Origin of the sequence: Treponema sp. SP13, assembly GCF_050938355.1 — a bacterium.
In the GTDB taxonomy this organism is placed as follows: domain Bacteria; phylum Spirochaetota; class Spirochaetia; order Treponematales; family Treponemataceae; genus Treponema_D; species Treponema_D socranskii.
In genome coordinates this window covers 180,869-202,297 of sequence record NZ_JADOVM010000003.1, presented here as the reverse complement: position 1 = coordinate 202,297, position 21,429 = coordinate 180,869, and the positions used below count along the sequence as shown (strand labels likewise).

The 21,429-nt window shown below is 48.4% G+C and carries 20 protein-coding genes and 1 tRNA gene; 7 read left to right on the top strand and 14 right to left on the bottom strand.

Translation table 11 applies throughout. The features are described from left to right. The first annotated feature begins 148 nt into the window (after positions 1-148). The gene (locus tag IZU26_RS07145) at positions 149-1,030 is read left to right on the top strand and encodes a hypothetical protein (RefSeq protein WP_433277873.1); all 882 of its coding nucleotides are present in this window, start codon (positions 149-151) and stop codon (positions 1,028-1,030) included. Continuing rightward, the gene (locus IZU26_RS07140) at positions 1,027-2,202 is read left to right on the top strand and encodes a hypothetical protein (RefSeq protein ID WP_433277871.1); all 1,176 of its coding nucleotides are present in this window, start codon (positions 1,027-1,029) and stop codon (positions 2,200-2,202) included. Before IZU26_RS07145 ends, IZU26_RS07140 begins: the two co-directional genes overlap by 4 nt. A 55-nt stretch (positions 2,203-2,257) precedes the next feature. Here IZU26_RS07140 and IZU26_RS07135 read toward each other — a convergent pair whose 3' ends face one another. Continuing rightward, positions 2,258-2,554 (bottom strand): BrnA antitoxin family protein, encoded by a 297-nt coding sequence (locus tag IZU26_RS07135; protein WP_021329478.1) that lies wholly within the window; start codon positions 2,552-2,554, stop codon positions 2,258-2,260. Further along, positions 2,529-2,798: a BrnT family toxin gene (locus IZU26_RS07130; protein WP_021329406.1), complete on the bottom strand. Its 270-nt coding sequence runs from the start codon at positions 2,796-2,798 to the stop codon at positions 2,529-2,531. The genes IZU26_RS07135 and IZU26_RS07130 overlap by 26 nt, the downstream gene beginning before the upstream one ends. 135 nt (positions 2,799-2,933) lie before the next feature. Here IZU26_RS07130 and IZU26_RS07125 point away from each other — a divergent pair, with 135 nt between their 5' ends. Continuing rightward, positions 2,934-4,352, top strand: a complete 1,419-nt coding sequence (locus IZU26_RS07125; RefSeq protein ID WP_156001993.1) for a hypothetical protein — start codon at positions 2,934-2,936, stop codon at positions 4,350-4,352. Then, on the top strand, positions 4,336-5,991 hold the full coding sequence (locus IZU26_RS07120; RefSeq protein ID WP_433277868.1) for a peptide ABC transporter substrate-binding protein: 1,656 nt from the start codon (positions 4,336-4,338) through the stop codon (positions 5,989-5,991). Before IZU26_RS07125 ends, IZU26_RS07120 begins: the two co-directional genes overlap by 17 nt. 82 nt (positions 5,992-6,073) lie before the next feature. On the opposite strand, the gene IZU26_RS07115 is transcribed toward IZU26_RS07120, so the two are convergent. The 8 genes from IZU26_RS07115 to IZU26_RS07080 all read right to left on the bottom strand — a co-directional run bounded on the left by IZU26_RS07115 (position 6,074) and on the right by IZU26_RS07080 (position 13,163). Continuing rightward, a tRNA-Asn gene (locus tag IZU26_RS07115) sits at positions 6,074-6,146 on the bottom strand. Between the two features lie 156 nt (positions 6,147-6,302). Further along, positions 6,303-7,799, bottom strand: a complete 1,497-nt coding sequence (locus IZU26_RS07110) for a tripartite tricarboxylate transporter permease (protein WP_021329512.1) — start codon at positions 7,797-7,799, stop codon at positions 6,303-6,305. 17 nt (positions 7,800-7,816) lie between these two features. Next, entirely contained in the window at positions 7,817-8,278 is a 462-nt protein-coding gene (locus IZU26_RS07105) for a tripartite tricarboxylate transporter TctB family protein (protein WP_433277866.1), read from the bottom strand. Between the two features lie 299 nt (positions 8,279-8,577). Further along, positions 8,578-9,552 carry a Bug family tripartite tricarboxylate transporter substrate binding protein gene (locus tag IZU26_RS07100; RefSeq protein ID WP_433277864.1) on the bottom strand — a complete coding sequence of 325 codons (975 nt, stop codon included), beginning with the start codon at positions 9,550-9,552 and terminating at the stop codon, positions 8,578-8,580. Between the two features lie 66 nt (positions 9,553-9,618). Beyond that, positions 9,619-10,641, bottom strand: a complete 1,023-nt coding sequence (locus IZU26_RS07095) for a sialidase family protein (RefSeq protein ID WP_433277862.1) — start codon at positions 10,639-10,641, stop codon at positions 9,619-9,621. 255 nt (positions 10,642-10,896) lie between these two features. Beyond that, entirely contained in the window at positions 10,897-11,691 is a 795-nt protein-coding gene (locus tag IZU26_RS07090) for an IclR family transcriptional regulator (RefSeq protein ID WP_310822363.1), read from the bottom strand. Positions 11,692-11,857: 166 nt separating this feature from the next. After that, positions 11,858-12,934: an acyltransferase family protein gene (locus tag IZU26_RS07085; RefSeq protein ID WP_433277860.1), complete on the bottom strand. Its 1,077-nt coding sequence runs from the start codon at positions 12,932-12,934 to the stop codon at positions 11,858-11,860. 103 nt (positions 12,935-13,037) lie between these two features. Then, complete coding sequence (locus IZU26_RS07080; RefSeq protein WP_269207993.1) at positions 13,038-13,163, bottom strand: hypothetical protein; 126 nt, start codon at positions 13,161-13,163, stop codon at positions 13,038-13,040. 41 nt (positions 13,164-13,204) lie between these two features. On the opposite strand from IZU26_RS07080, the gene IZU26_RS07075 reads away from it, so the two are divergent. Continuing rightward, on the top strand, positions 13,205-14,749 hold the full coding sequence (locus tag IZU26_RS07075) for a DUF5312 family protein (RefSeq protein WP_433277858.1): 1,545 nt from the start codon (positions 13,205-13,207) through the stop codon (positions 14,747-14,749). A gap of 92 nt (positions 14,750-14,841) precedes the next feature. Here IZU26_RS07075 and IZU26_RS07070 read toward each other — a convergent pair whose 3' ends face one another. The 4 genes from IZU26_RS07070 to IZU26_RS07055 form a co-directional block, all read right to left on the bottom strand. Next, positions 14,842-15,504 carry a methionine ABC transporter permease gene (locus tag IZU26_RS07070; RefSeq protein WP_310822367.1) on the bottom strand — a complete coding sequence of 221 codons (663 nt, stop codon included), beginning with the start codon at positions 15,502-15,504 and terminating at the stop codon, positions 14,842-14,844. Positions 15,505-15,507: 3 nt separating this feature from the next. Beyond that, positions 15,508-16,530 carry a methionine ABC transporter ATP-binding protein gene (locus IZU26_RS07065; RefSeq protein ID WP_310822368.1) on the bottom strand — a complete coding sequence of 341 codons (1,023 nt, stop codon included), beginning with the start codon at positions 16,528-16,530 and terminating at the stop codon, positions 15,508-15,510. Beyond that, positions 16,530-16,955, bottom strand: a complete 426-nt coding sequence (locus tag IZU26_RS07060; RefSeq protein ID WP_038080446.1) for an acyl-CoA thioesterase — start codon at positions 16,953-16,955, stop codon at positions 16,530-16,532. The genes IZU26_RS07065 and IZU26_RS07060 overlap by 1 nt, the downstream gene beginning before the upstream one ends. An 86-nt stretch (positions 16,956-17,041) precedes the next feature. Further along, entirely contained in the window at positions 17,042-19,513 is a 2,472-nt protein-coding gene (locus IZU26_RS07055; RefSeq protein ID WP_433277854.1) for a hypothetical protein, read from the bottom strand. Between the two features lie 151 nt (positions 19,514-19,664). Here IZU26_RS07055 and hflX point away from each other — a divergent pair, with 151 nt between their 5' ends. Together hflX and IZU26_RS07045 are read left to right on the top strand one after the other, a co-directional pair. Continuing rightward, the gene (gene hflX / locus IZU26_RS07050) at positions 19,665-20,912 is read left to right on the top strand and encodes a GTPase HflX (RefSeq protein ID WP_433277852.1); all 1,248 of its coding nucleotides are present in this window, start codon (positions 19,665-19,667) and stop codon (positions 20,910-20,912) included. A gap of 3 nt (positions 20,913-20,915) precedes the next feature. Continuing rightward, positions 20,916-21,413 carry a flagellar basal body-associated FliL family protein gene (locus tag IZU26_RS07045; RefSeq protein WP_021329484.1) on the top strand — a complete coding sequence of 166 codons (498 nt, stop codon included), beginning with the start codon at positions 20,916-20,918 and terminating at the stop codon, positions 21,411-21,413. Positions 21,414-21,429 lie beyond the last annotated feature (16 nt).

The following is a 21,429-nucleotide window of genomic DNA, read 5'->3' as shown; positions in this document are numbered from 1 at the left end:
CGTCTTTAATGCATCGTTTTTTTTCGCAATTAAAGTTAATGCTGACTTATATAAAAGATATAAAAAATTTCTCAATATGGCAACAGGTTTTACGGGAAATCGATAAAAAAACCGCGTAAAACGATAAGATTTCGGCGATTTATATTGCATGAAAAAGATATCGATATTATTCGCCCTTATCCTGCTCGGAACGGGGATAGCGTCGTGCAAAAATCCGCTCGACCGAACGGAAGCGGTTACGTTTTCGCTTCCTTCATGGCCGCCGGACGAGTGCGCCGAATTTCCGCCGCTCGCCTATTGGGAAATACGGTACGCGGGAGGCGCACAGGCGGAGTGCGTCATACGCCTTGAAGCGGGAGTGAAAAACGTAACGCTCGAAGCCGCAGCCGACCGTCCGCTCGCCGTAATCGCTCAGCCGATAAGCCGTCACGGCGAAACGGCCGCCTTATTTTTTAAACCCGCAGGCTGCATCTGGCCGCATGAAAGAAAACTCGGCTGGGAAAGCGGCTTTGCAGCTTTTGTGTGTATGCGGCTCTACTCGTCAAACGAAGCGGCGAACGGCGCATATCTTGCGACGTTCAATTGGAAAAAATTATGCGATGCCCTTGCCGAAAAATCTGCCGACACGGAACATCCCTACGATCCGTGGAAAGCGGATACGGAAACCGTCTGTACTGCGATCGCGGAACATTCGTTCGGCGCGTCGCTCCTTTCGATGAAAAAGACGGCGCTTATTACGATATCGGAACTCGAACAAAAAACGAGAGAAATCGGTGTGCCGCAATCGGACGGTACGGAAGCCGGCGAGCACCAAATACATAGCGGAGAAGGAGCAGCGCATGCGCTTTTTATTCCGCAGTATATTCCGCTTTACCGCACGCATCGCCGAACGGGAAAAACACTTCTTAAAAAAGCCGGCGTTACGAGCTACTTGTACACGATCCAAAGTATCGCCGCAGTGCAGTACCGCGCGGACGGCTTTCCGGCACTTGCAATATCGGCCGTACCGCTATACACTGGGGAGCAATGAAATGCAGATACATAGCCGTACTGTGCGCCGTCCTCTCGCTCGCTTCGTGCAGCGGAAAAAATCGACAAGCCCCGCTCCTTTCTTCGGACACCGCTCCGGGGAAAAAAGCTCACACGTGGTATTGTTTTGACGGCGGAGCGATAAAAGCAATCGACGACGTAAGGCGCGCACCGATGCAAGCGGAAAAACCGTGGACGGAAGCCGTACGCATTTCATCGGCATCGAGCGCGATCGGCGACGGAAACGAAGCGCCCTGCGCATACGCCGTCGTCAACAGGCTCGGCATGATCGTCTTTACCGGCAGCACGTTCAGCTTGTATACGGACGCCGCAGTTTTTGCCGACAGAACGGCCGGCAATCTCGTATTCCAAAACGATACGCCGATTTTTTCTTTGTATAAAAGCACCTTTTTCAATGCATCGCTTGCAAACAACGCTGCAGACGGCGTGCATCACTTTCTCGTTCTTTTCGATACGGCGTCGAGCGTCTTTTACCCGCTCATCACGTGCACGGCTCTCGCCCTTCCCGCCGAGTCTGAGATAACCGATTTCGTGTGGGACGGAAACGTTTTTGTATGTTCGGTAAAAAAATCGGCAGAAGAAAAAACCGATTTTTCATATCTGTCCGTACAGCCGAAAATCCCGCTCCTTTCGCTTTCGCCTGCATCGGCAAAAAACGATCTCCTCATCTCCGAAACTGACGCCGACGCATACCGATCGCAGGCGGCGCCGGTCAATATCGCATTCGCCCCCAAACGCCTGCAGGAGCTTGCATCGCTCGTCGACGACGATACGGCGTTTTTCGTCGAATGCCGAACGGCAGGCGGACACTCGCCGCGGCGTTATACAAATCAAATGCAAAACGACGATGCCTCACCGCTTTCGGCGAACGCGCTCATCGCCGACACCTATGCCTGCCTCATGTTCGGCGACGGTACGACGTACGCAAGCGGCGCGCTTTACGGAAGACATATCGTAAACAACGGAAAACCCGTCGCATTCAGATTGCCGAAACTTCCCGCAGGCTATGCATACACCTCATTCGCCGTTTCCGGTACGACGATGTACGCGGCGTGGGAAAAAAGCGATTTTTACAAAACGGACAAAAGCGGTTTTCTCTCCGTCGATTTGGACGCGATCCTCTATGGAAGCGTTTCCGATGCCCCTCGGTAAGAATTGTGCAATGTACACATCTCGAATATATATTGCAGCTTATTGCTTATCGTATCTATTCCAAAACGGCTTTGCGTAAAATTGCATTGATGCGGGACTGATATTCCGTGCTTTCCGCTTTGAGCGCAGCCAAAATATCGTTATCTATGGTAATCTGTACGGTAGTCTTTGTATCGTCGAACCATTCGGGATGAATATCGTATGCGGATTTTAAGCGTTTAAGCTGCGCATCGGTAAGTTCCGGACAATCGGAAAAATCGGTGTTTTTAAAATCGTCGATTTCTTTAATACGTTCTTTCATAAGCGGCGGCAGCTTTTTAATTTCTTCAAAGGTCATCGTTTTTATAGCCATATATTTCTCTCTTGGTTGCTTTGCGCGCGGAGATAATACGCAGAGCATTTTTTTCGCGTTCCGTAAAAACCACAAACAGCATTTTATCGGCAAAACCGACGGCATGCCACCGAATTTCCGATTCTTCCGAATCAAGCACTATCTTCAAATTCGGATCGGCGAAAACACGGACAGCCTCTTCAAATGCAATTCCGTGTTTACGTTTATTTTCTCTGTTTTTATGTTCATCCCATTCAAACAGCATTATCCGAATCCCGATAAAATTATACATCACGCTGCAGAGTAAATCAAGAAATACTTATATATCCGCAAATTTGCCGCGCGCTAAACACTCGTATTTTCGGTGGATTTTTCGCAAAAAAGTTACGATAATAGAAGTATGAGCGATAATCAGACTTTTTTCGGCGCGCTCGAAACGGCGATCGCGGAAAAAACGGAAAACTTAAATGCAAAAGTGCTGCCCGGAGTGCTTTCGAATTTTCAACTGCTCCATACTTGCGTCAAAAATATGTATACCATGCTCGTTCAGCGCGCGCTTATCAAACCGGATCCGTACAAGCTTGAAAAGAAAATCACGGAAATCGTATTGCCGGACGAATCGACATATATGGAGAACGAGCGTTCCATCGTCATGGGTACGCGCTTTTCCGACTATGAAAGTATGCTCGAATTCGTGTGCACGTATTATAAATTTTCGACCGACCGGCTCGATTTGGCGCAGACGAAACGTCTGCTCGATTTGGCAACCTGCATCGACTGGCGCGCGTTTTCAATCAACAGTTCAAAGGTAAACACGCGGGGGCTCGCGACGCTCGTAAACGAAGCGCACGTCCACGCGCCCCAGATGGTTTTGAGCCTCATAAGCGATTCGCTTAACAAAAGCAGCACGGCCGTTTCGGCGATTTATTCGGGTTTGACCGATTTGGTAAATTTCAAGCGTGAATCTTATAAATTTGAAGTCCGCAAAAAAGTGCTCGAAAATCCGGCGTTCGATAAAACGACGCTCTCTTCGTACAGCGCGGAACTCGCGGAAATCAAGCGGCTCTTTCCGAAGCTGCTCGATAAAAAACAATATTACGCCGAATTGATTCAAGAAATCGCTAAAGAAGACTGTTCTCCTGAAAAAGAACAATTTCGCCAGCAAGCTCTCTCTCGCCTGCGCGTCACGGAAAAAACGGTGCGCGAAGTAAAGCAAAAAGTGAACACGCGAGCCATGCTGCTCGACACCGTACTTTCGCTTTCGGCGCTCGCACCGCAATACGAACAGGTTATCGCAAAAATCGATTCGAATCATGCCGTCCTCATATCGGAGCACAACGGCTTTTTCGATAAATTAAAACGAGCGCTGCGCCAAGCCTTTAATTTAAAAGCGGCGCAGGAAGAATACGAATTGGTCATCGTAAATCAAAAGAATGAAGCGCGTACGACGAAAAAAATCGAATACAATACGTTTTTTGCGCTCCTCGTACGAAAGCAGCAGTTTTTACAATCTTTCGCGGATACGCAGGGCGACGAGTTCCGAAAAATCGCGGCAGCGGCGGAAGAGACGGTATTGGGGTTTGTCAATCGGCAGCTTGCCGACAACTGGGAAATTCTTTTACAGCTGAATGCGCTCGACGAATATTTTAAATCGCAAGTAGCCGCAGCGGACAAAGATAAAATCAAAGGGATGAAAATGGAACTCGTTACGATGAAAAATACGCTCGTCAAAACGAACCAAAAACGCGCGGAATACGTAGCCGTTATCGAAGAAAAAATGCAAATGGAAAAATTGGGAATCGATGAAGATGCGCTTTGATTTTAATAAAATAGATTTCGTAAAAAAATCCCGCATCGTTCTTTTTGCCGTACTGCTGTGTATGACACCATTCTTTTCGCAAACGCACGACGTCCCCGACACGAACATTTCCGAAAGCGATAGTAACGACGACGCTTTTTTCGAAGCGGAAGATATCGATCCCGCGCTGCAGCACAATTTTACGATCATCGTTCCGGTGCACGAATACGATTTGAACCCGCACACGGCTTCGTACAGCTCCGAATCGCAGATCCTCTCATCGCTCTACGAGGGGCTTTTTTCCTACGACCCCGTAACGCTCGAACCGAAGAACGCGCTTGCAGTGCGTTACCGCATTTCGAGAAATAAAAAGCGCTGGACTTTTACGCTCCGCAAAAACGCCAAGTTCGGCGACGGCTCTCTTATTACGGCACGAGACGTGTACGATGCATGGCTCGATTTACTTGCGGAACCGCGCGCACCCTATTCGTCTATGTTCGACATCATCGAGGGAGCGGCCGCATATCGAAACGGAAAAGGCAAACGGGATGCGGTCGGCATACGCGCGCTTTCGGACACGACGCTCGTCGTTGAGCTCGCGTCTCCTGCAGGATATTTGCCGCGTGTTTTGTGCCACAGCGCGTTCGTCGTCTGCAAAAAAGACAAAAGCGTTTCAAGCGGCGCGTTTTCCATGCAGCAGAATGCGGCAGGCGAAATAATTTTAATAAAAAATAATAATTATTGGGACGCCGAACATACGCACATTGAGCGGATTGCAATCGTACAGAGCGATAACGCCGATGAAAACGTGTTTTTATTCAACACGGGAATCGCCGATTGGATAGCGGGAAACGTCACCGTTCAAAAGCTTCTCGACAAAGACAGCGCGCAGATCAACGCGGAGTTCGCGACGGAATATTTGTTTTTCAAATGCAGAAAAAAAAGCGTATGGAACAATCCCGATCTGAGAGCCGCCCTCCTCGAAGCCGTACCGTGGGATGAACTCCGTTCGCAAGCTTTCGTCAAAGCACCGACCCTCGTCTATCCGATAAACGGCTATCCGCAGGTTGAGGGATTTACCTATACCGACACGGATGAAGCTGCATCCCTGATGGCCGATGCGAAAAAAAAGGCAGGCATTGCGCAAAGCAAAAGACTTCCGCTCGTGATCGGAATCCCCGACACCGACTATATGAAAAAGCAGGCCGAGATTTTGGCAGGAGCATGGAAAGCGCTCGGCGTCGACGTGTCGGTACAAACTTCTCCGATACATCGCTACCTCGAAAGCATTCCGTCATGGGACGCCGACCTCTTTTCGTATACGTGGATCGGCGATTTTGCCGACCCGCTCGCATTCCTCGAACTCTTTCGCTCGACATCGACGCTCAACGTCGCACAGTGGAAAAACGCCGAATACGACAAACTGCTCGGAGAAGCCGCGCTCTATACGGGAGAAGAGCGGACAAAACTGCTTGCGCGGGCGGAACAGCTTTTGCTCGATTCGGGCGAAGTGCTCCCCATATCGCATCCGGTGAGCCTCAATGTCATCGATTTGGAAACGACGGGCGGCTGGTCATCGAATGCATTCGACATTCACCCGTTTAAATATCTGTACAAAAAGCGGAAGACCGCTCCACTCCCGAACATCGTCTCGCGGTAAAACTCTCGGTTCAAAACCTGACATATCGGCAATTCACCGTTGCTTGTTAAACAAAAACAGCCGTCGAATTACGACAGCTGTTCGCCCCCTGCAGGTTTTGAACCTGCGACACATGGATTAACAGTCCATTGCTCTACCAGCTGAGCTAAGGGAGCACGTTTTTCAAACGTAAAAACAATAGTAGTGAAAGCGTAAAAAAAAGTCAATAGTTACGCGCGGCATGTGAGATAACCCTCCGCGCGAATAAAAAAGCTGACCGAAAACCGCTCAGGCAGAAAGTTCCGAACAGCTTTTTTGTGTTGCACGGTATTTTAGTTCGTTTTATGAAACACTTTTTTTATCAAAATGCCGAAAAGCGGAGAACATAACGAAATAAAAGCGACGGCTAAAAATATCGCGCATATGGGGCGTGTAAGGAATACCGACGGATTGCCGTCGCTCATAATTAAAGAACCTCTAAAATTGGCTTCGGCCATGCTTCCCAAAATAATACCGATTACGATAGAAGACATGGAAAATTCCATTTTATTGAGAAAGTATCCTAAAAATCCGAACCCGACCATAACAAAAACGTCGATTATCGAATTATTATAGGCAAAGGCCCCTACAAATGTAAGCAAAAAAATAATCGGCAGCAAAATCGTCTTTGAAATATTAATCACTTTTGCAAACAAGCGTATTAAAGAAAATCCCATTGCCCCCATAATTACATTCGCCAACAGCAAGCCGATAAAAATCGAATACACTTCTATGGGCTGCTGGATGAACAGCAAGGGGCCGGGCTGCATTCCCTGCACTAAAAGCGCACCGAGCATAATAGCGGTTGCGCCGTCACCGGGGATTCCCAACGTGAGCATCGGAATCATTGCACCGCCGGAAACAGCATTGTTTGCCGATTCCGGTGCGACAATGCCTTCGGGAGCGCCGTCGCCGAATTTCTCCTTTCCTTTACTCCACCGTTTTGCCTGGTCATAGGCAATAAAAGATGCGATATCGCCGCCGGTACCTGGGATACAGCCGATAACGGTTCCCAAAGCGGATGAACGCAGCAAAGCTTTCCAAGTTGCTTTTATGTCATCAAATTTGGGAAGCACTCTGCGGATTTTAATATTTTGTTTTACCTGCTCTTTGCCGTAGCATTCTTCAACATTTAAAAGAACTTGCGAAAAAGCAAAGAGTCCTATCAGGACAGGTACAAAAGATAAACCGCCCAGCAAATAAGTCGAGCCGAAGGTAAAACGCAGTTTTCCGCTCATCGCATCTATGCCGATAGTAGCTATAAGCAATCCTATAATACCGCCCATAATCCCCTTAATCATGGATCCGGCGGAAACGCTTGTAATAATACTTATGCCGAATATCGCCAACGCGAAATATTCCGGCTTTGAAAACTGCAAGGCGACCTTCGCCAGCTGCGGAGAAAATACAATCAAACATACGGCGCTGAAGATTCCACCGAACATGGAGCCCATAGTGGACAAGCCCAAAGCTCTGCCGGGCTGACCGTATTTTACCGCCATCGGGTACCCGTCCAATGTTGTGGCGGCGGATGCCGGCGTACCGGGTGTTCTGAGCAATATTGCCGAAACGGATCCGCCGTAAATAGCGCCGCAATAAATTCCTAACAGCATTAAAATGCCGCCGACACCGGAGAAGGCAAAACTCAACGGGAAGAGTAAGGCGATCCCCATATTGACGGAAAGTCCCGGCAATGCGCCGATAACTATTCCGGCTCCTGTTCCGAAAATAAGGCCTAAAATATTAATCGGTATAAATATATTGCGCAATGCCTCGTAAATCAAGTCCATACGCTAACCTACCTTCCTTAACGCATAAAGATGGGAGCCGGCAGCGGCGTTTTAAGCAACAGCTGAAAAATAATATATATCGAAAGAACAATGATAAAATCGACGATAAGCATTTGTTTGAGGCTTTTAATTCCCAACATTCTCATTGCAGCCGGAATAAACACAAGGGCGGCAATGATTATTCCGAAAACGTACATCAGCACACAAAAGAGAACCGTCAATCCCATAAAAATATACACTTGAATATTTGCCCGCGATAAAAGAGAAAATGTTTTTTGCGATTCTTTTTCGGAATTGACGGTAGTTAATACGGTCAATAAACATGCCAAAAAAATCAAAACGCCGGCCAACATCAACGGCCATATGTCTGCACCGGGATCCCCCGTTTTGGAAGGAGTATGAAGAGAGCGTGAAAGAAAAATTACGCCGAGAGCAAAGGCAAACATAACGACCGAAATAATGTAATTCCACCGTTTCATATTCGACATATTATTACATACCTTCCTTAAAATTGCACGGCGAGTAAATCTTCGGATTTAGGAGCCGGGCAATTAGTGCGCGTGCGCACACACGTATATCCGCAAGTTTTCAAAAGAAAACTCGAAGTTAAATTGAACGGCGCTATTTCAGACGTTCAATTTAAACCTTCCTTAAAATGCGGCATTGCAGAAAGTGTCAACTTTCGAAAATGCCGCATTGGTGCGCGTGCGCGCACACGTATATCCGCGAGTTTTCGAAGAAAACTCGAAGTTAAATTGAACGGCGCTATTTCAGACGTTCAATTTAAACCTTCTATTTTGGGCAGCATTTCACCGAACATTTTATGATCCGCTTTCATCATTTCGTAGCAGGTTTCGCCTACAATGTTTACCGGATCGATTCCTTGTTTAATCATATACGCTTGATAATCCGAATCTTCGACAAGTTTTGCGGCAGCATTCCTGAGTACGGACAGAATTTCGGCAGGGGTTTCTTTAGGAGCGACAATGCACGCCCAAGCGCGAATCGTCATATTGTGTCCCAGCTCGGCGAAGGTCGGCACATCCGGATATATTTTGCTTCTTTCGGCAGCCATAACACAGAGGATTTTAATTTTTCCCGCTTTGTATTGCCCCAGTACACCGGAAGGATCGGCAAGAGTGGCATCGATATGTCCTCCGACAAGAGCCGCAATAATATCCGCCGTACCGTTAGGATACGGAACATGTTTGAGTTCCACATTGAATTCATTTTCAAAGCTCATTGCCGCAACATGCCATATCGCTCCCATGCCTGAGTTTCCCATCTGTACTTTTCTGGGATTCGCTTTACAGTATGCGACAAATTCATCCAGAGTATTGTATGGAGAATCGGAAGGAACAATTAAAGCGGCAGGGGCTGCGATTTGCGCAAAAATGGGCGCAAAATCCTGATAGGTTACTTTGCACTTATCCTGATGGGGAAACATAGCCAATTCTACGGTTACGGCGCCGAGCGTATAACCGTCCGGTTTAGCTAGGGCCGTATTCATCATTCCCGTAACGCCGCCTCCGTCAGGTTTGTTCACGCAAACGAATTTAGCATTATCTATATATTTTCCCAAATATTGCAAAGCGCCTCTGGTAGAAATATCGGTTCCCCCTCCGGCTCCCTTCGGAATAATAACGGTGATATCTTTTGCCGCAGGATACGGCTTTGATACGTTACAAGCGGTCATGATTCCCGCAGCCAATACGATAATCAATGCTAAAGTTGAAATTTTACCTGATTTCATCTTTACTTTCCCCCTACAATAATGTGTATTTTCAAATGAGCTTAGCTCATTTGTATCCCTTGTTAACTAGGCACCGATATATTCGAGTTCAAAATAACGTATCGCCTTTCTTTTCCATGTATAGCTTATATAGAGTATATTTTCTTCAGCAACAATACACGGATACGAAAATTCGCCGTCTCCCGTATCCAAATCGAAAACAGTGTGCCATTCATTTCCGTTATCGCGGGAACAGGCAAGCGTTATAGGAGTACGCGGTCCCCAATTTTCTCCCACCGGATTATAAACCAAAAAAAGAGTACCGTCACTCGTTTTATCTAAATCGATTCCGCTGTTATTATTCGGAAGAACAGTTGGATAGGCAGGACACCACACGTCCCCGTTATCCGAAGAATCACTCCTGAAAATCCGAGCTTCGCTGCTGCGAAGCAGCATATGTACTTTTCCCGACTCGGACTCCCACAATGTCGGCTGAATGACGCCCCTGCCGCGGAAAGACTGCGCACTGACCGCAACGGTCGAATTTATTTTAAGATTTTCGTCTTCTTCATACACAAGTCCTTCGATGCGGACTTCCGTGCTCTTTCGCCACGTTTTTCCCTCGTCGTCGGAAATATCGCAAAAAGCTTTCCATATACCCGTCTCTATGGAAGCAGGTGCAAGAAGGCGGCCGGACTTTACGCGAAGAACCTTATTGCGTACGGGCCCTCTTCCGCCGCGATCAAAAGGCACAAGTTCCGCCGGAGCCGTCCAGGTTTTCCCTTCGTCGAATGAAGAACAAAAAAGTGTTCGCCATTCGGAAATACGCTGCCCCACTTTAAAGAACAAGATGATGCCGCCGTCCGCCGATTTCATCAAAACAGGATTCCAATGAGCTTCATTGGATTGCGCTAACAGCACCGGTTCGCTCCATCCCGTTTTTTCGCGTACGGCAAACCATATGCCCGTATCGGGAGAGCCTTCGTGAGAACCGCCGAACCATGCCGCCAGGATTTTTCCGGCATTAAGCGGCAGCAGGGACGAAGCATGGCACATGGCCGAAGAAGACTGCTCACCTATGAATTCTTTCTTTTTTATGACCGTTTTCATAAACAGCTATTATCTTTAGCGATCAACCGTTTTACCGGCTGCCGATTTGATTCCGTGTCGAAATTACCGTTTTTATCGAACAAAGTTATCATCGTGGGTCATACGCCACTGGTAATGCTAAATTCCACAACAATCAACTAAATATCGTTCTGTAATAGAGAACGATATTCTCTTGTAACATGCTATATCATGAATTTAAATCTGTCAAGAAAAAAATATACGTTTCGGATATTGTGCCGGACAAAAACGTCAGCGTTAAAACAAGTTTTTAAGTTCACGCGTAGCTGTAGTTAAAACCTGCAAATAGCGATGAATTTCGTTCTCGTCAAAATTCAACGCAGCACCCGAAATGCTGATGGCACCGACAACTTTCCCCGCGCAGGATAAAATGGGAACCCCCATGCATTTTATGCCTGTTTCATGTTCGCCGTTATCGATGGAATAACCGCATTCATATATTTTTTTCAATTCCGCATATAAAAGTTTTTCATCGACAATCGTATTCGCAGTAAAACGTTTACGCGGAAGTTTTAATATACGGTCTATATCGCTTTTATCCATAAATGCAAGCATCGCTTTGCCTAACGACGTACAATAATAGGGCGCCGTTTCTCCGATAATTATCCGGTATGAAGACAAAACCGTTTTTCCCGGCGGATAAGCGCTGTTCAAATAAAAAATTCGGTCTTTTTGCGGAACGGCAAAATAAGTAATAAACGATAATTCTTTCGCAACATACGAGATTATATCGTAAGCCGTATTTTGATACGATAAATTTTTATTGATAATATAGGTATATTCCAAAAGCTTTAAACCGAGCCGATAACGTTTGCTTTCTTTATCGCGTTCAAGATAACCTTTTTTTTCAAAGGTAGAAATAATATTATGAACGTTACTTTTATTTAATTGAAGTTTTTCCGCAATTTGTGCGATTCCCAATTCGGGAGTAAGCGAATCGAAGCATTCCAAAACGGTCAGCGCTTTTTCAAGCGATTTTACCTTTGTACCGTTTTCTGTTTCCGTATACTGCCTGCTGTTATCTTTTACCATACAGTATCCTTTATGCATTATTCGGTAGATTTTTACTTCACGGCAAAGGCAAGTGTATTTTATGATGCGGAATTTGTCAATTCAATTTTCTTATTTGACAAACGCACCCCGAACCGTTTGCGCCATAGACAAAAAATCGTCGGCTTCAAAAAACAAACCGACCTTTTTACCGCGCGCTCTTTTTTATACCGAGCAGGCACCACCTGACAAAGGGAATTCGCACCGTCGCTTCATACAGCAAAAAAGCACCGAAAAATGCGGCAATTGTCGCAATCGCGTATGTCGGCACCGCGGGAATCTTTGCGTACCGCGCAAGGAGCCACGCCGTAAGCGTCAGCGGAAAATAATGGAACACATATAAGCCGAAACTCCGTTTTGTCACAAAACGCGTAAAAGCCGACTCGCGGTCATAACGGCGCTTCATCAGCGCTAAAAACGCAAGCGAAGCGAGCCACGCATAGGTGACCGCCGAAACGGAATTGACGGTCGGCATAACGGCATACTCATCGCCGTAATGCAGATAGAGATACAGCGCTCCCGACAGCAATGCCGTAATACCGAGTGCGATGTCGATTTTACCGAGCCGGTCGATAAGAGTTTCGTGCGCGAATACAAAATAACCCAGAAAAAAAGAAACAGCGTAAATGCCGAAGCGGTACACGGGGACGACAGGCGTGTTTAAAACGAGCCCCGAAAAATAAAGAGGGATACCCAAAAGAAGGAGCACGAAAACATTCGCTTTACCGCACAATGCGTACAGGCCGCCTTTTTCGAATTTTCTTACGAGCGCAAGCAGCATCGAAAAAAGCCACAGCATTTGTATAAACCATAAAACGCTCGTTCCCGATGCGACCGTAATAGCGAATACGGCGACGCGCGGCATCGTATCGGGAATCCCGTCAAATCCGCCGGCGAGGATCATATTCAGCCGGCCCTGAATCCAGCCGAAAAGGAGCAAGCCTATCGTCGACGGCACAAGCAGCTTGTGTGTCCTCGTACGCACAAAATCGCGGATCGAATGCGTTTCAAGGTAACAGCGCGAACTTATTCCCGCAACGATAAAAAGCAAAATCATAAACCACGGATACAAAATATACAACAAAGCGTCCTGCACCTGCGTTTCGGAGAATGCGCCGATAAGACGGTACGGCGGCATAACCGCATTGTAAATATAAATCACGTGATACAGAACGACCGCACACACCGTCATCCATCTGATGTTATCCAAATAATGTCTTCTCATACATTTCACACCTTTGCAATTATTGTTTACACAGTATAAACGCAGTGCACCGGCGCGTCTATCAACCGAACATAATCTCACATGATTATTTTGTCAGCTTTCATTACGGACGACACTGTTTTGCCATCCCGCCCTGCGCGGCCCGCTCACGCTCGGCCGCTCCGTTCGCTTCGCTCTCTCCGCGTCTGCCTTCGGCACCGCTCCGGCCGGGCGTATGCCGTATGCACATTTACAAAACTCATCGTTCAAGCTATGATGTATGCAGATTTTATGACAAAAGCAAAATCATCCGGCGGAAATTTCATTCAAAAACTACTCGCGTCGATTTTAGGTTCCGACGATCCCGAATACGAAAAAAAACGGCAGTTGAAAGCGATTGCAAAACGCCTTTCGAAATCGCACTATCGTTTTTATAAAGCGGGAAGCGGCGAAGTGCTGCCGGGTTTTGCAAAACTCCTCTACGAAATCTATAAAGCCGTATCGCCCGCGCAGCTTTTATTTCAAAACACAAAAAATCAAAATGCGATGAAAGTCGCAATTATCGAATATTTTCTTTCCGATAATCAGCACAAAATCGAAGAAGAACTGACGCAGGAAGCAATTGCCGAAAAAAGCAAAACGATGCCGCTTCGTCGGTTTACAGCATACGTGCAGCAGAGGCTCCAAGCGTTTATCGACGAATTCACGCTCGATCGAACGACGATGATCGAACAGCGGTACAAAGAGCTGCTGTGCTTTAAAGATTTTTGTTCGTACGATTATTATTTTACGCTGAAAAAATTTAACGCGTCTCTAGTCGAACGGGATTTTTCCATACCGCCGCAGTTTGAAAAAACGGACGGCAAATACCTCGCCGACGATATCAAAGATTTTACGACGCTCATGTGGAACATAACGGGAAACATCGACTGGGCGCCCATGATAAAAATGCTCAAAGACATACGCGGAGTCGAACCCGTTCCGATCGGCGTATGGAAAAAGATCGTAACGAAAATGCAGCACATACAGGCGACGGGCGTATTCGACATGACGGTACAGCTGATCACGCAGGATCCCGACTACACGCCTATTTTAAACGATATCACGACGAATATCGTCGAACCGTTTATTACCAAATTCAAACTCGAAACGACGGCTGCGATTAAAAAACTCGAATCGGCTGCAACGAGCGGCAAAGTAAACGAACTGCTCGTAAAACTTTTCAATACGGCATCCGTTTCATATTTGAAAAATTATATCGCTGAAAACAGTTCCACACTTGAAAAGAAAAAACTTACCGGCTATCTCTACTGCGACGCGCTCAATTACGTCAAAGGCTTTCTCATCGAATTTGTTAAAAAAGACATACGCGAATACTGCGACCTCGTCCTCGTGCGCGGCGCCTGGGTATCGACCCCCGTGTCAATGCCGATGTCGAACGCATATAACGATCTGCTTTCCGCATCCGAAGCGATCACGGCTTTCGATAACGGACTTGCCGAAGACGGAGAAGTCGGCATAAAAATCAAAACGCTGCTTCCGCGCACGCAGCACGCACCCGACGCAGCGGCGATCATCAATCGGCTTGTAGGCGAATCGAACGAACAGGCAAAAACGTATATCGTAAAATCGACGCGCAATCTCGTCGCCATCGGCAAAATGATAAAATGGCTTATCGAAGACGAAAAGAAAAAATCGCCGGAAGTGATCACAAACTGGAAAGAAATCGAGCGAGCTTCCGACAAACCTCCCTATGAAATCGGAGCTGCCGTCTATCAAAAGATCTACGTATTTGCGACGCTCATGCAAACCTGTATGGGAAGGGCAGCGCAGTAACGGTCGCCGTTTTGCACTCATTCGTCCCCACAGGCGCGTCCGCTCCCGCCGCTTGAAAACATTACCGCACGGCCGCTTTTTGCGAAAGCGTTTTACCGCTTTGCCGCCACTTTATGCGAAAGCGCCGTACCGAGCATTTGAATCAATTCGACCATCAGCAAAATCACGACAACGGCGATCGCCATGATTTCGGAACGAAAACGCTGGTAGCCGTAGCGGATCGCCAAATCTCCGAGTCCGCCGCCGCCGATAGCGCCCGCCATCGCCGAATAGCCGATCACGTTGATTATCGTCAGCGTCACGCCGTCGATAAGAGAAGGCAGCGCTTCGGGGATGAGCACTTTAAAGATAATCTGCATCGTCGTCGAGCCCATCGCACGGGCGGCCTGTACGACGCCTCGATCCACTTCTTTGAGCGCCGATTCGATGATGCGCGCAACGAAGGGAGCGGCCGCGATCGAAAGCGGAACTATCGTCGCCTTTGTTCCTATGCTCGTTCCGACGAGAACACGGGAGAGCGGAAAGAGTACGATCATCAAAATGATAAACGGAAACGAACGGAGTGCGTTGACGATCCTCGTTAAAATCTGATACAACGCCGGGCGCGGCCGGATTCCCGACTGCGGATCGCTCGTACACAAAAGGATGCCGAGCGGGAGACCGAGTAAAAGGCTGAACAGCGTCGAAAAGACGACCATGACGGCAGTCTGTGCCGCCGCATCGCGTACGAGAATTATTATTTTATCGATATTCATCCCTCATTCTCCTTCGACCGAAACGCCTTCGCTTTTCAAATACGCGATCGCTTTTGCAACTTCATCGGCATCGCCTGCGATATCGGTTATAAGCGTGCCGACGCGGCTCTCCGAAAGTTTTTGTATGCCGCCCGCGCGTATGTTGAATTCGACGTTGAATTTTTGTGCCATGCGGCTCAGCACGGGCTCGTCGGTAAGCGTGTCGGTAAAGCGCAAAACGTATTTGCCGCCGCACTCCGACCAGCGTACGATGCCGCCGTCGGCACCCGCTTCTTTCGTCGGCGTCAAGTTCAGCAAAAAATCCTTCGTCACATTGCTCTTCGGATGCAAAAAGATATCGTTTACCGTGCCCTCTTCGACGACGCTTCCTTTATCGATGACCGCAACATAACTGCACGCGTCGCGTACGACTTCCATCTGATGCGTAATCATTACGACGGTGAGATTCATTTGATTTTGTATTTTTCTTATTAAATTTAAAATCGATTCCGTCGTCTGCGGATCGAGCGCACTCGTCGCTTCATCGCAAAAAAGGATATCCGGTTTTGCCGCAAGCGCACGTGCAATCGCAATGCGCTGCTTTTGTCCGCCGGAAAGCGTACTGATCGGAGCGTTTCGGCGGTCGGCCAAATCGACGATGGAAAGCATTTCCGTCACTCGAGAAGCGATTTCCGCTTTCGGCGTACCGCATATTTCAAGCGGGTACGCGACGTTTTGTCCCGCAGTGCGCGAGCTGAATAAATTGAAATTTTGAAATATCATGCCGATCCGCCGGCGCCGGGCAATGAGATCCGGAGGCGAAAGATCGTCGACGCGATTTCCGTCGTAAAACACTTCGCCCGAATCCGGTTTTTCGAGCAGGCTTATCAAACGCACAAGCGTCGATTTTCCCGCACCGCTTTTTCCGATAATGCCGAAAATCGTATTCGACGGTATGGAAAGACTTATGCCGCGCACCGCGTTGATTTCGGATCCGTGCGCGCCGCCTTCATAGGTTTTAACAAGATTCTTTAAATGGATTTCCATCAGTGCGCCGCCTTTTGTTTTCGCGCGTCTCCGTCCGGGTACAAGCCATCGACCATATATTTTTCGGGAATCTTCGCGGGTTTGCCGCCTTTGACGCTCGCCCACGTAACATCGGCTTCGACGCAGACCGTTCCGTCTTTTTTGCGCACGATTTGATGAAAGGTTCCCTGAATGACGCCGAGCTTTACCGGTTCGACATCGACGAATAACTCATCGTCGAGAAAGGCCGACGCTTTATAATAGATATCGATATGTGTGATATACAGATAATAGCCGTCCGCGACGAGATTTTTATAATCGAAATCGATTTGATGCAGATATTCCATTCTCCCGTATTCGAGGAAGTTCAAATAGACTGCGTTATTTACGTGGCCGTACGCATCGCATTCATAGGTGCGCACGACAAGAGGTGCCGTATATTTCATGCCGACAGTATAAATAAAAACGACGCGCGCGACAACACATATAATAATGGGTAATCAGGTCGTTCCCATTATCCGTTACCCCATTATCATTTAATAACGGAATCGACTAAGCGTTTAAACGCTTCATCCTGTACGACATCGTCGAACGCGATACCGGATGCAATCGAAAAAACGCCGTCTTTTCCTTCGACGATGACGTCGTCGGAAACGGGCGAGAGGTTTTGTATGTTCGCTTCGTTCGCCGCAAACGACGTAAACGAAAACGGAACGGCACCTTTGTCGTTTTCGATAGGCTGAATATCCTCCGCACCGTCCGGATCGGATGCAGCGGCGGCGCTTTTGCTTTTTTCGGCGAGCGGTAAAACATCGCCGTGTACGGCTTCGTCTTCCGGTGAGCTGCCGAAGCTGCTTTCTTTCCGCTCTTCATCGAGAAATAAAAAGTTCGGCGCCGACACGACGTCGAAATCGATCGGTTTGATTTCTTTATGAGCGGCGTTGTCGGTTCTCGGCTCGCCCAACTGCAGCGGCTCAGCAAAGATGCTGTCTTCCGGCGGAGGAACATTGCTCGTCGTTTCCATAAATGAATCGATATCGACGGCTTCCATTGCAGACGATTCCGCATCGGCTTTCGCAGACAATGCGAAAGGTGCGCTTTCAACCGACTCGGCGATTTCCGTTTCGACCGCTGCGTCCTTTTTTGCCGCATCGTTTTCGATGTGTTCCGAAGCGCTCATATTCTCAAAAAAGACTTCTTCCGTTTCCGTCGCTGTGTTTACGATTTCGATATCCGCATCGGACAAGCCGTCTGCGTTTTCTTCGGCCATACGTATTTCGCCAAATACGTCGATCTTTTCAGCAGCATCGTTTTCGATGTTTTCCGCATCATGCATTTCGCGCTGCCCGCTTTCGGAAAGCTCGGCAGGGTTCGCTTGATCGGGTGCCTTTTCCGAAATCGTTTTTTCCGCCGGCGCATCGGTTTCTTTTTCCGGCGGCATCTTTTCCGCTGATGCAGTTTCAACCGGCACATTTGCTCCGGACGCATCCGTTTCCGTGAACTGAGCAGCCGTCATATTTTTAAAGAACGATTCTTCGGCTGCGGTCGCCGCGTTCACCGCTTCCGTATTCGTTTCAAACGTTATGCCCGTTTCCGCGCTTTCCTGCGCGAGCGATATTTCTTTCGGTATCGTTTCCGTTGCAGGCAATACGGCGCTTTGCACTTGTATCGTGCCGCTCCGCAAAATCTCTTCGAGCATTCTGCGGATCTCTTTTGAGTCCTGCAAAGCGCTCGCTGCAGACGCATTCGTTTTGACGCTCAGCGCACCGATGATCTCGTCCCAGCTTTTGTCGATCAGCGCATCGGTCTCTTTGAGATGCCGCTTTGCCCGTTTTCCGAGACTCTGTTTAATCGCTTCGGAAACGTCGGTTTTGCGCCCTGCGATTTTTTTGGAAACGTCAGCCCAATTTATATTCTCCTTGTTTTCGAAATATTCGTTGATCAGTGCGAGCTGAAAACGTTTGACTCTGTCTCGAATGACGACCATATCGTCGCGCCGCAGATTGAACAGCATAAATATCATGAGAAACAGCGTAATAAAAACGCATGCGAGTAAAAGAATCTGCACGGCAGGCGGCATAAGAAATATCGAATCGCGGTAAACGCCTGCGGTTTTGATAAAGCGGCTGCGGTTACTCGAAATCAAAATCCAATACGATTCTTTCGATGTGCTCCCGCTTGCGGGAATCGAAGCGATTTTATCGGGACCCGGCGAATTGTCTCTCCAGCGTGCAATCGCCTCGCGTTCGATATCGTTACGCCCGACCGTCGGCATACCGAATACAAATCCTCCGATCGCTCCGGTACTGTCGGAAATAAGATCGCTCGTGCTTGCAACGGTCGTAAGATTCCGTGCGATAAGCGCACGGTTGAAATCCTGCACGTTGACGTAAAAAATTATCGTACCGCGGTATACGTCGTACGGATCGTAAAACGGAAACGCGAATAATATTCGATTGTCTTCTCCGTCGAACACGATGCGATACCTCTGTCCGTCGGCGGAATCGAGCACCGAAACTTTAAAAAAAGCGAATTCGTCGTTACCGAGCGGCGTACGCAGTTCATCGTAATTCTTATATATACGCATGCTGTCGGTTTGCTTAAGCATATCTGCCGAATAAGTGCTGAAGTGAACGCTGCGTCCGTTCGCGTCGACAAGACGGATACCGACGAGTCCGCTCGCTTCGGAAAAAAGAGCAGCGGTTCTGCGCGTACGCTGCTGTACATCGCTGTCCGACGGAAAGGACAGCGCATACGAAGCGATCGATCGATCGGATAGATACGCATTTTCTCCCGTACTGAATTGTTCGAGGAGGGTATTAATATAGGTTTCGCTGTATTCCGCGACCGAATCGAGTTGCTTTCGAATATCGGCTATCTTCGCCGGTTCGTAAAACCGCGCTTCGATTTTGGAAAAAAGCCCCGCAAATGCCGTAACGACAAAACAGGCAAATATGACGACTGTCGTTACAATGCTTACGGCGATTTTTTGTCCTGAAGTCACTTCGTCCTATCTCCTCTTACAGTATCGGCATAAAACGGATAAAAATCCAGCGGCATTTCCCGTCCGTTCCGCACGGTAAAAACATCGCCGAAAGCACAGCGTTATGATAGAAATACTTTCAAAACGCAGCGTTTATCCGTATAATAGCGCGATGGAAGAACTGCAAAAAGAAGCGGAGCGGAAAACCCGCTGCGTGCTCGTCGGAGAGCCGGGCAACGATCTTCGAGAACTCAAAAGCCTTATCGACACGCTCGGCATGGAAACCGTTTCGGCGATTACGCTTTCGCGGCTTGAAGTGCAGCCTGCATACGGCATGGGCAAAGGCAAAGCCGAAGAAATCGCATCGGGTGCGAAAGAATGCGAAGCGGACTGCATCGTCTTCGACTTTACGCTCGAGCCGACGAAGCAGCGCAACTGGGAAAAGCTTTCGGGTCTGCCCTCTTTCGACAGGGAAGAAGTGATTTTGCGCATCTTCGCTTCGCGCGCGCAAACGCATGAAGCGGTTTTGCAAGTCGAACTCGCCCGCCTCGAATATTCACTCCCGCGTCTCGCACATATGTACGGAGATTTGGCAAGGCAGCGGGGCGGCAATTACGGCGCGAAAGGTTCGGGAGAAACGCAGCTCGAACTCGATCAGCGCCAAGTACGGGAAAAAATTTTTCGCGTCAAACGGGAACTCAAAAGCGTCGCCGCAGGGCGCGATACGCAGCGCAAGCGGAGAAGCAAAGTTTCCGTTCCGTCGTGCGCGCTTGTCGGCTACACGAACGCCGGAAAATCAAGCCTCTTGAACGCGCTTACGGGAGCGGACGTATTCGTCGAAAATAAATTGTTTGCGACGCTCGATCCGACGACACGGCGCATGCGGATAAAAGACGGAAGCGCGGTTTTGCTTACCGACACCGTCGGCTTTATCTCAAACCTTCCGCACACGCTCGTCAATGCGTTCAAATCAACGCTCGAAGAAGCGGTGCGCGCCGATCTTTTGCTCATCGTCATAGACGCTTCGGATGCGAATGCGGAAAATCAATACGAAACCGTGTGCCGCGTACTCGGCGAAATAGGAGCGGTCGAAAACGAACGCCTCGTACTATTAAATAAAATCGACGTGCTCGAAAAAGACGGCGGAAGACTTGCCGAACTGCGCGCACAATTTCCCGACTCTCTTTCCGTAAGCGCAAAAGAAAAGACGGGCTTCGACGAACTCAGCAATAAAATTGCGGGCGCACTGTTCGGAAAACGCTGCAAATGCGTGCTGCTTCAGGACAAAAGCCCGCTCCTCGCCGACATACGCAAAGGCGGCCGCATCCTAAACGAGCAATGGCTCGAAGACGGCGTACACGTAACGGTATACGCGCGAGGAAAATCACTTGCCCTCATCGCGCCGTATCTGGTAGAGTAACGTATGCAATCGATTTTAAATCGCGTGCTCGCCGTCATCGCTTCTCTTTTGGCGGCGGCGATCGTCATCGGAACGCTCGTGTCGTTCGCTTTGAAAAAAGCGCAGCCCGGAAAAAATATCCGCACTCCCGACCCGTCCCCGCTTGCCGTTTCGTCGATGAGCGCGCCCGACAATACAAAGCTCGACGCCTTTACCGGACTCGGAAGGCTGCGCGCGGCGACAAAGCCCGATCCGAAAAAAGCGGCCGGCGGAACTCCCGTCGTCGTCACTCCGTGGTTTCCCTATCCCGCAGGCGACAGGGCTTTTTACGAAGAGCTTTCGCAAAAAAGTACGATCATGCGAGCCGTCATCACGGAATATTTTTCAAAGTACACGGAAGACGAACTGCTCTCACGCGGTGAAGAAAAAATCAAAGCCGACCTGCTTGCAGCGCTCAACGAACGCCTTTCGCTCAACAAAATTCAAGCGATCTATTTTTCGGATTATCTTTTTATCGAATAGATAAAATAGATGAAAC

Coding starts and splice junctions, on each gene's coding strand:
- IZU26_RS07090 (WP_310822363.1), bottom strand. CDS start 11,691: ATGGTAAAAGATAACAGCAGGCAGTATACGGAAACAGAAAACGGTACA.
- IZU26_RS07110 (WP_021329512.1), bottom strand. CDS start 7,799: ATGGACTTGATTTACGAGGCATTGCGCAATATATTTATACCGATTAAT.
- IZU26_RS07045 (WP_021329484.1), top strand. CDS start 20,916: ATGCAATCGATTTTAAATCGCGTGCTCGCCGTCATCGCTTCTCTTTTG.
- IZU26_RS07140 (WP_433277871.1), top strand. CDS start 1,027: ATGAAATGCAGATACATAGCCGTACTGTGCGCCGTCCTCTCGCTCGCT.
- IZU26_RS07145 (WP_433277873.1), top strand. CDS start 149: ATGAAAAAGATATCGATATTATTCGCCCTTATCCTGCTCGGAACGGGG.
- IZU26_RS07065 (WP_310822368.1), bottom strand. CDS start 16,530: ATGGAAATCCATTTAAAGAATCTTGTTAAAACCTATGAAGGCGGCGCG.
- IZU26_RS07095 (WP_433277862.1), bottom strand. CDS start 10,641: ATGAAAACGGTCATAAAAAAGAAAGAATTCATAGGTGAGCAGTCTTCT.
- IZU26_RS07135 (WP_021329478.1), bottom strand. CDS start 2,554: ATGGCTATAAAAACGATGACCTTTGAAGAAATTAAAAAGCTGCCGCCG.
- IZU26_RS07085 (WP_433277860.1), bottom strand. CDS start 12,934: ATGAGAAGACATTATTTGGATAACATCAGATGGATGACGGTGTGTGCG.
- IZU26_RS07100 (WP_433277864.1), bottom strand. CDS start 9,552: ATGAAATCAGGTAAAATTTCAACTTTAGCATTGATTATCGTATTGGCT.
- IZU26_RS07075 (WP_433277858.1), top strand. CDS start 13,205: ATGACAAAAGCAAAATCATCCGGCGGAAATTTCATTCAAAAACTACTC.
- IZU26_RS07070 (WP_310822367.1), bottom strand. CDS start 15,504: ATGAATATCGATAAAATAATAATTCTCGTACGCGATGCGGCGGCACAG.
- IZU26_RS07120 (WP_433277868.1), top strand. CDS start 4,336: ATGAAGATGCGCTTTGATTTTAATAAAATAGATTTCGTAAAAAAATCC.
- IZU26_RS07080 (WP_269207993.1), bottom strand. CDS start 13,163: ATGTGCATACGGCATACGCCCGGCCGGAGCGGTGCCGAAGGCAGACGC.
- hflX (WP_433277852.1), top strand. CDS start 19,665: ATGGAAGAACTGCAAAAAGAAGCGGAGCGGAAAACCCGCTGCGTGCTC.
- IZU26_RS07130 (WP_021329406.1), bottom strand. CDS start 2,798: ATGCTGTTTGAATGGGATGAACATAAAAACAGAGAAAATAAACGTAAA.
- IZU26_RS07060 (WP_038080446.1), bottom strand. CDS start 16,955: ATGAAATATACGGCACCTCTTGTCGTGCGCACCTATGAATGCGATGCG.
- IZU26_RS07105 (WP_433277866.1), bottom strand. CDS start 8,278: ATGAAACGGTGGAATTACATTATTTCGGTCGTTATGTTTGCCTTTGCT.
- IZU26_RS07125 (WP_156001993.1), top strand. CDS start 2,934: ATGAGCGATAATCAGACTTTTTTCGGCGCGCTCGAAACGGCGATCGCG.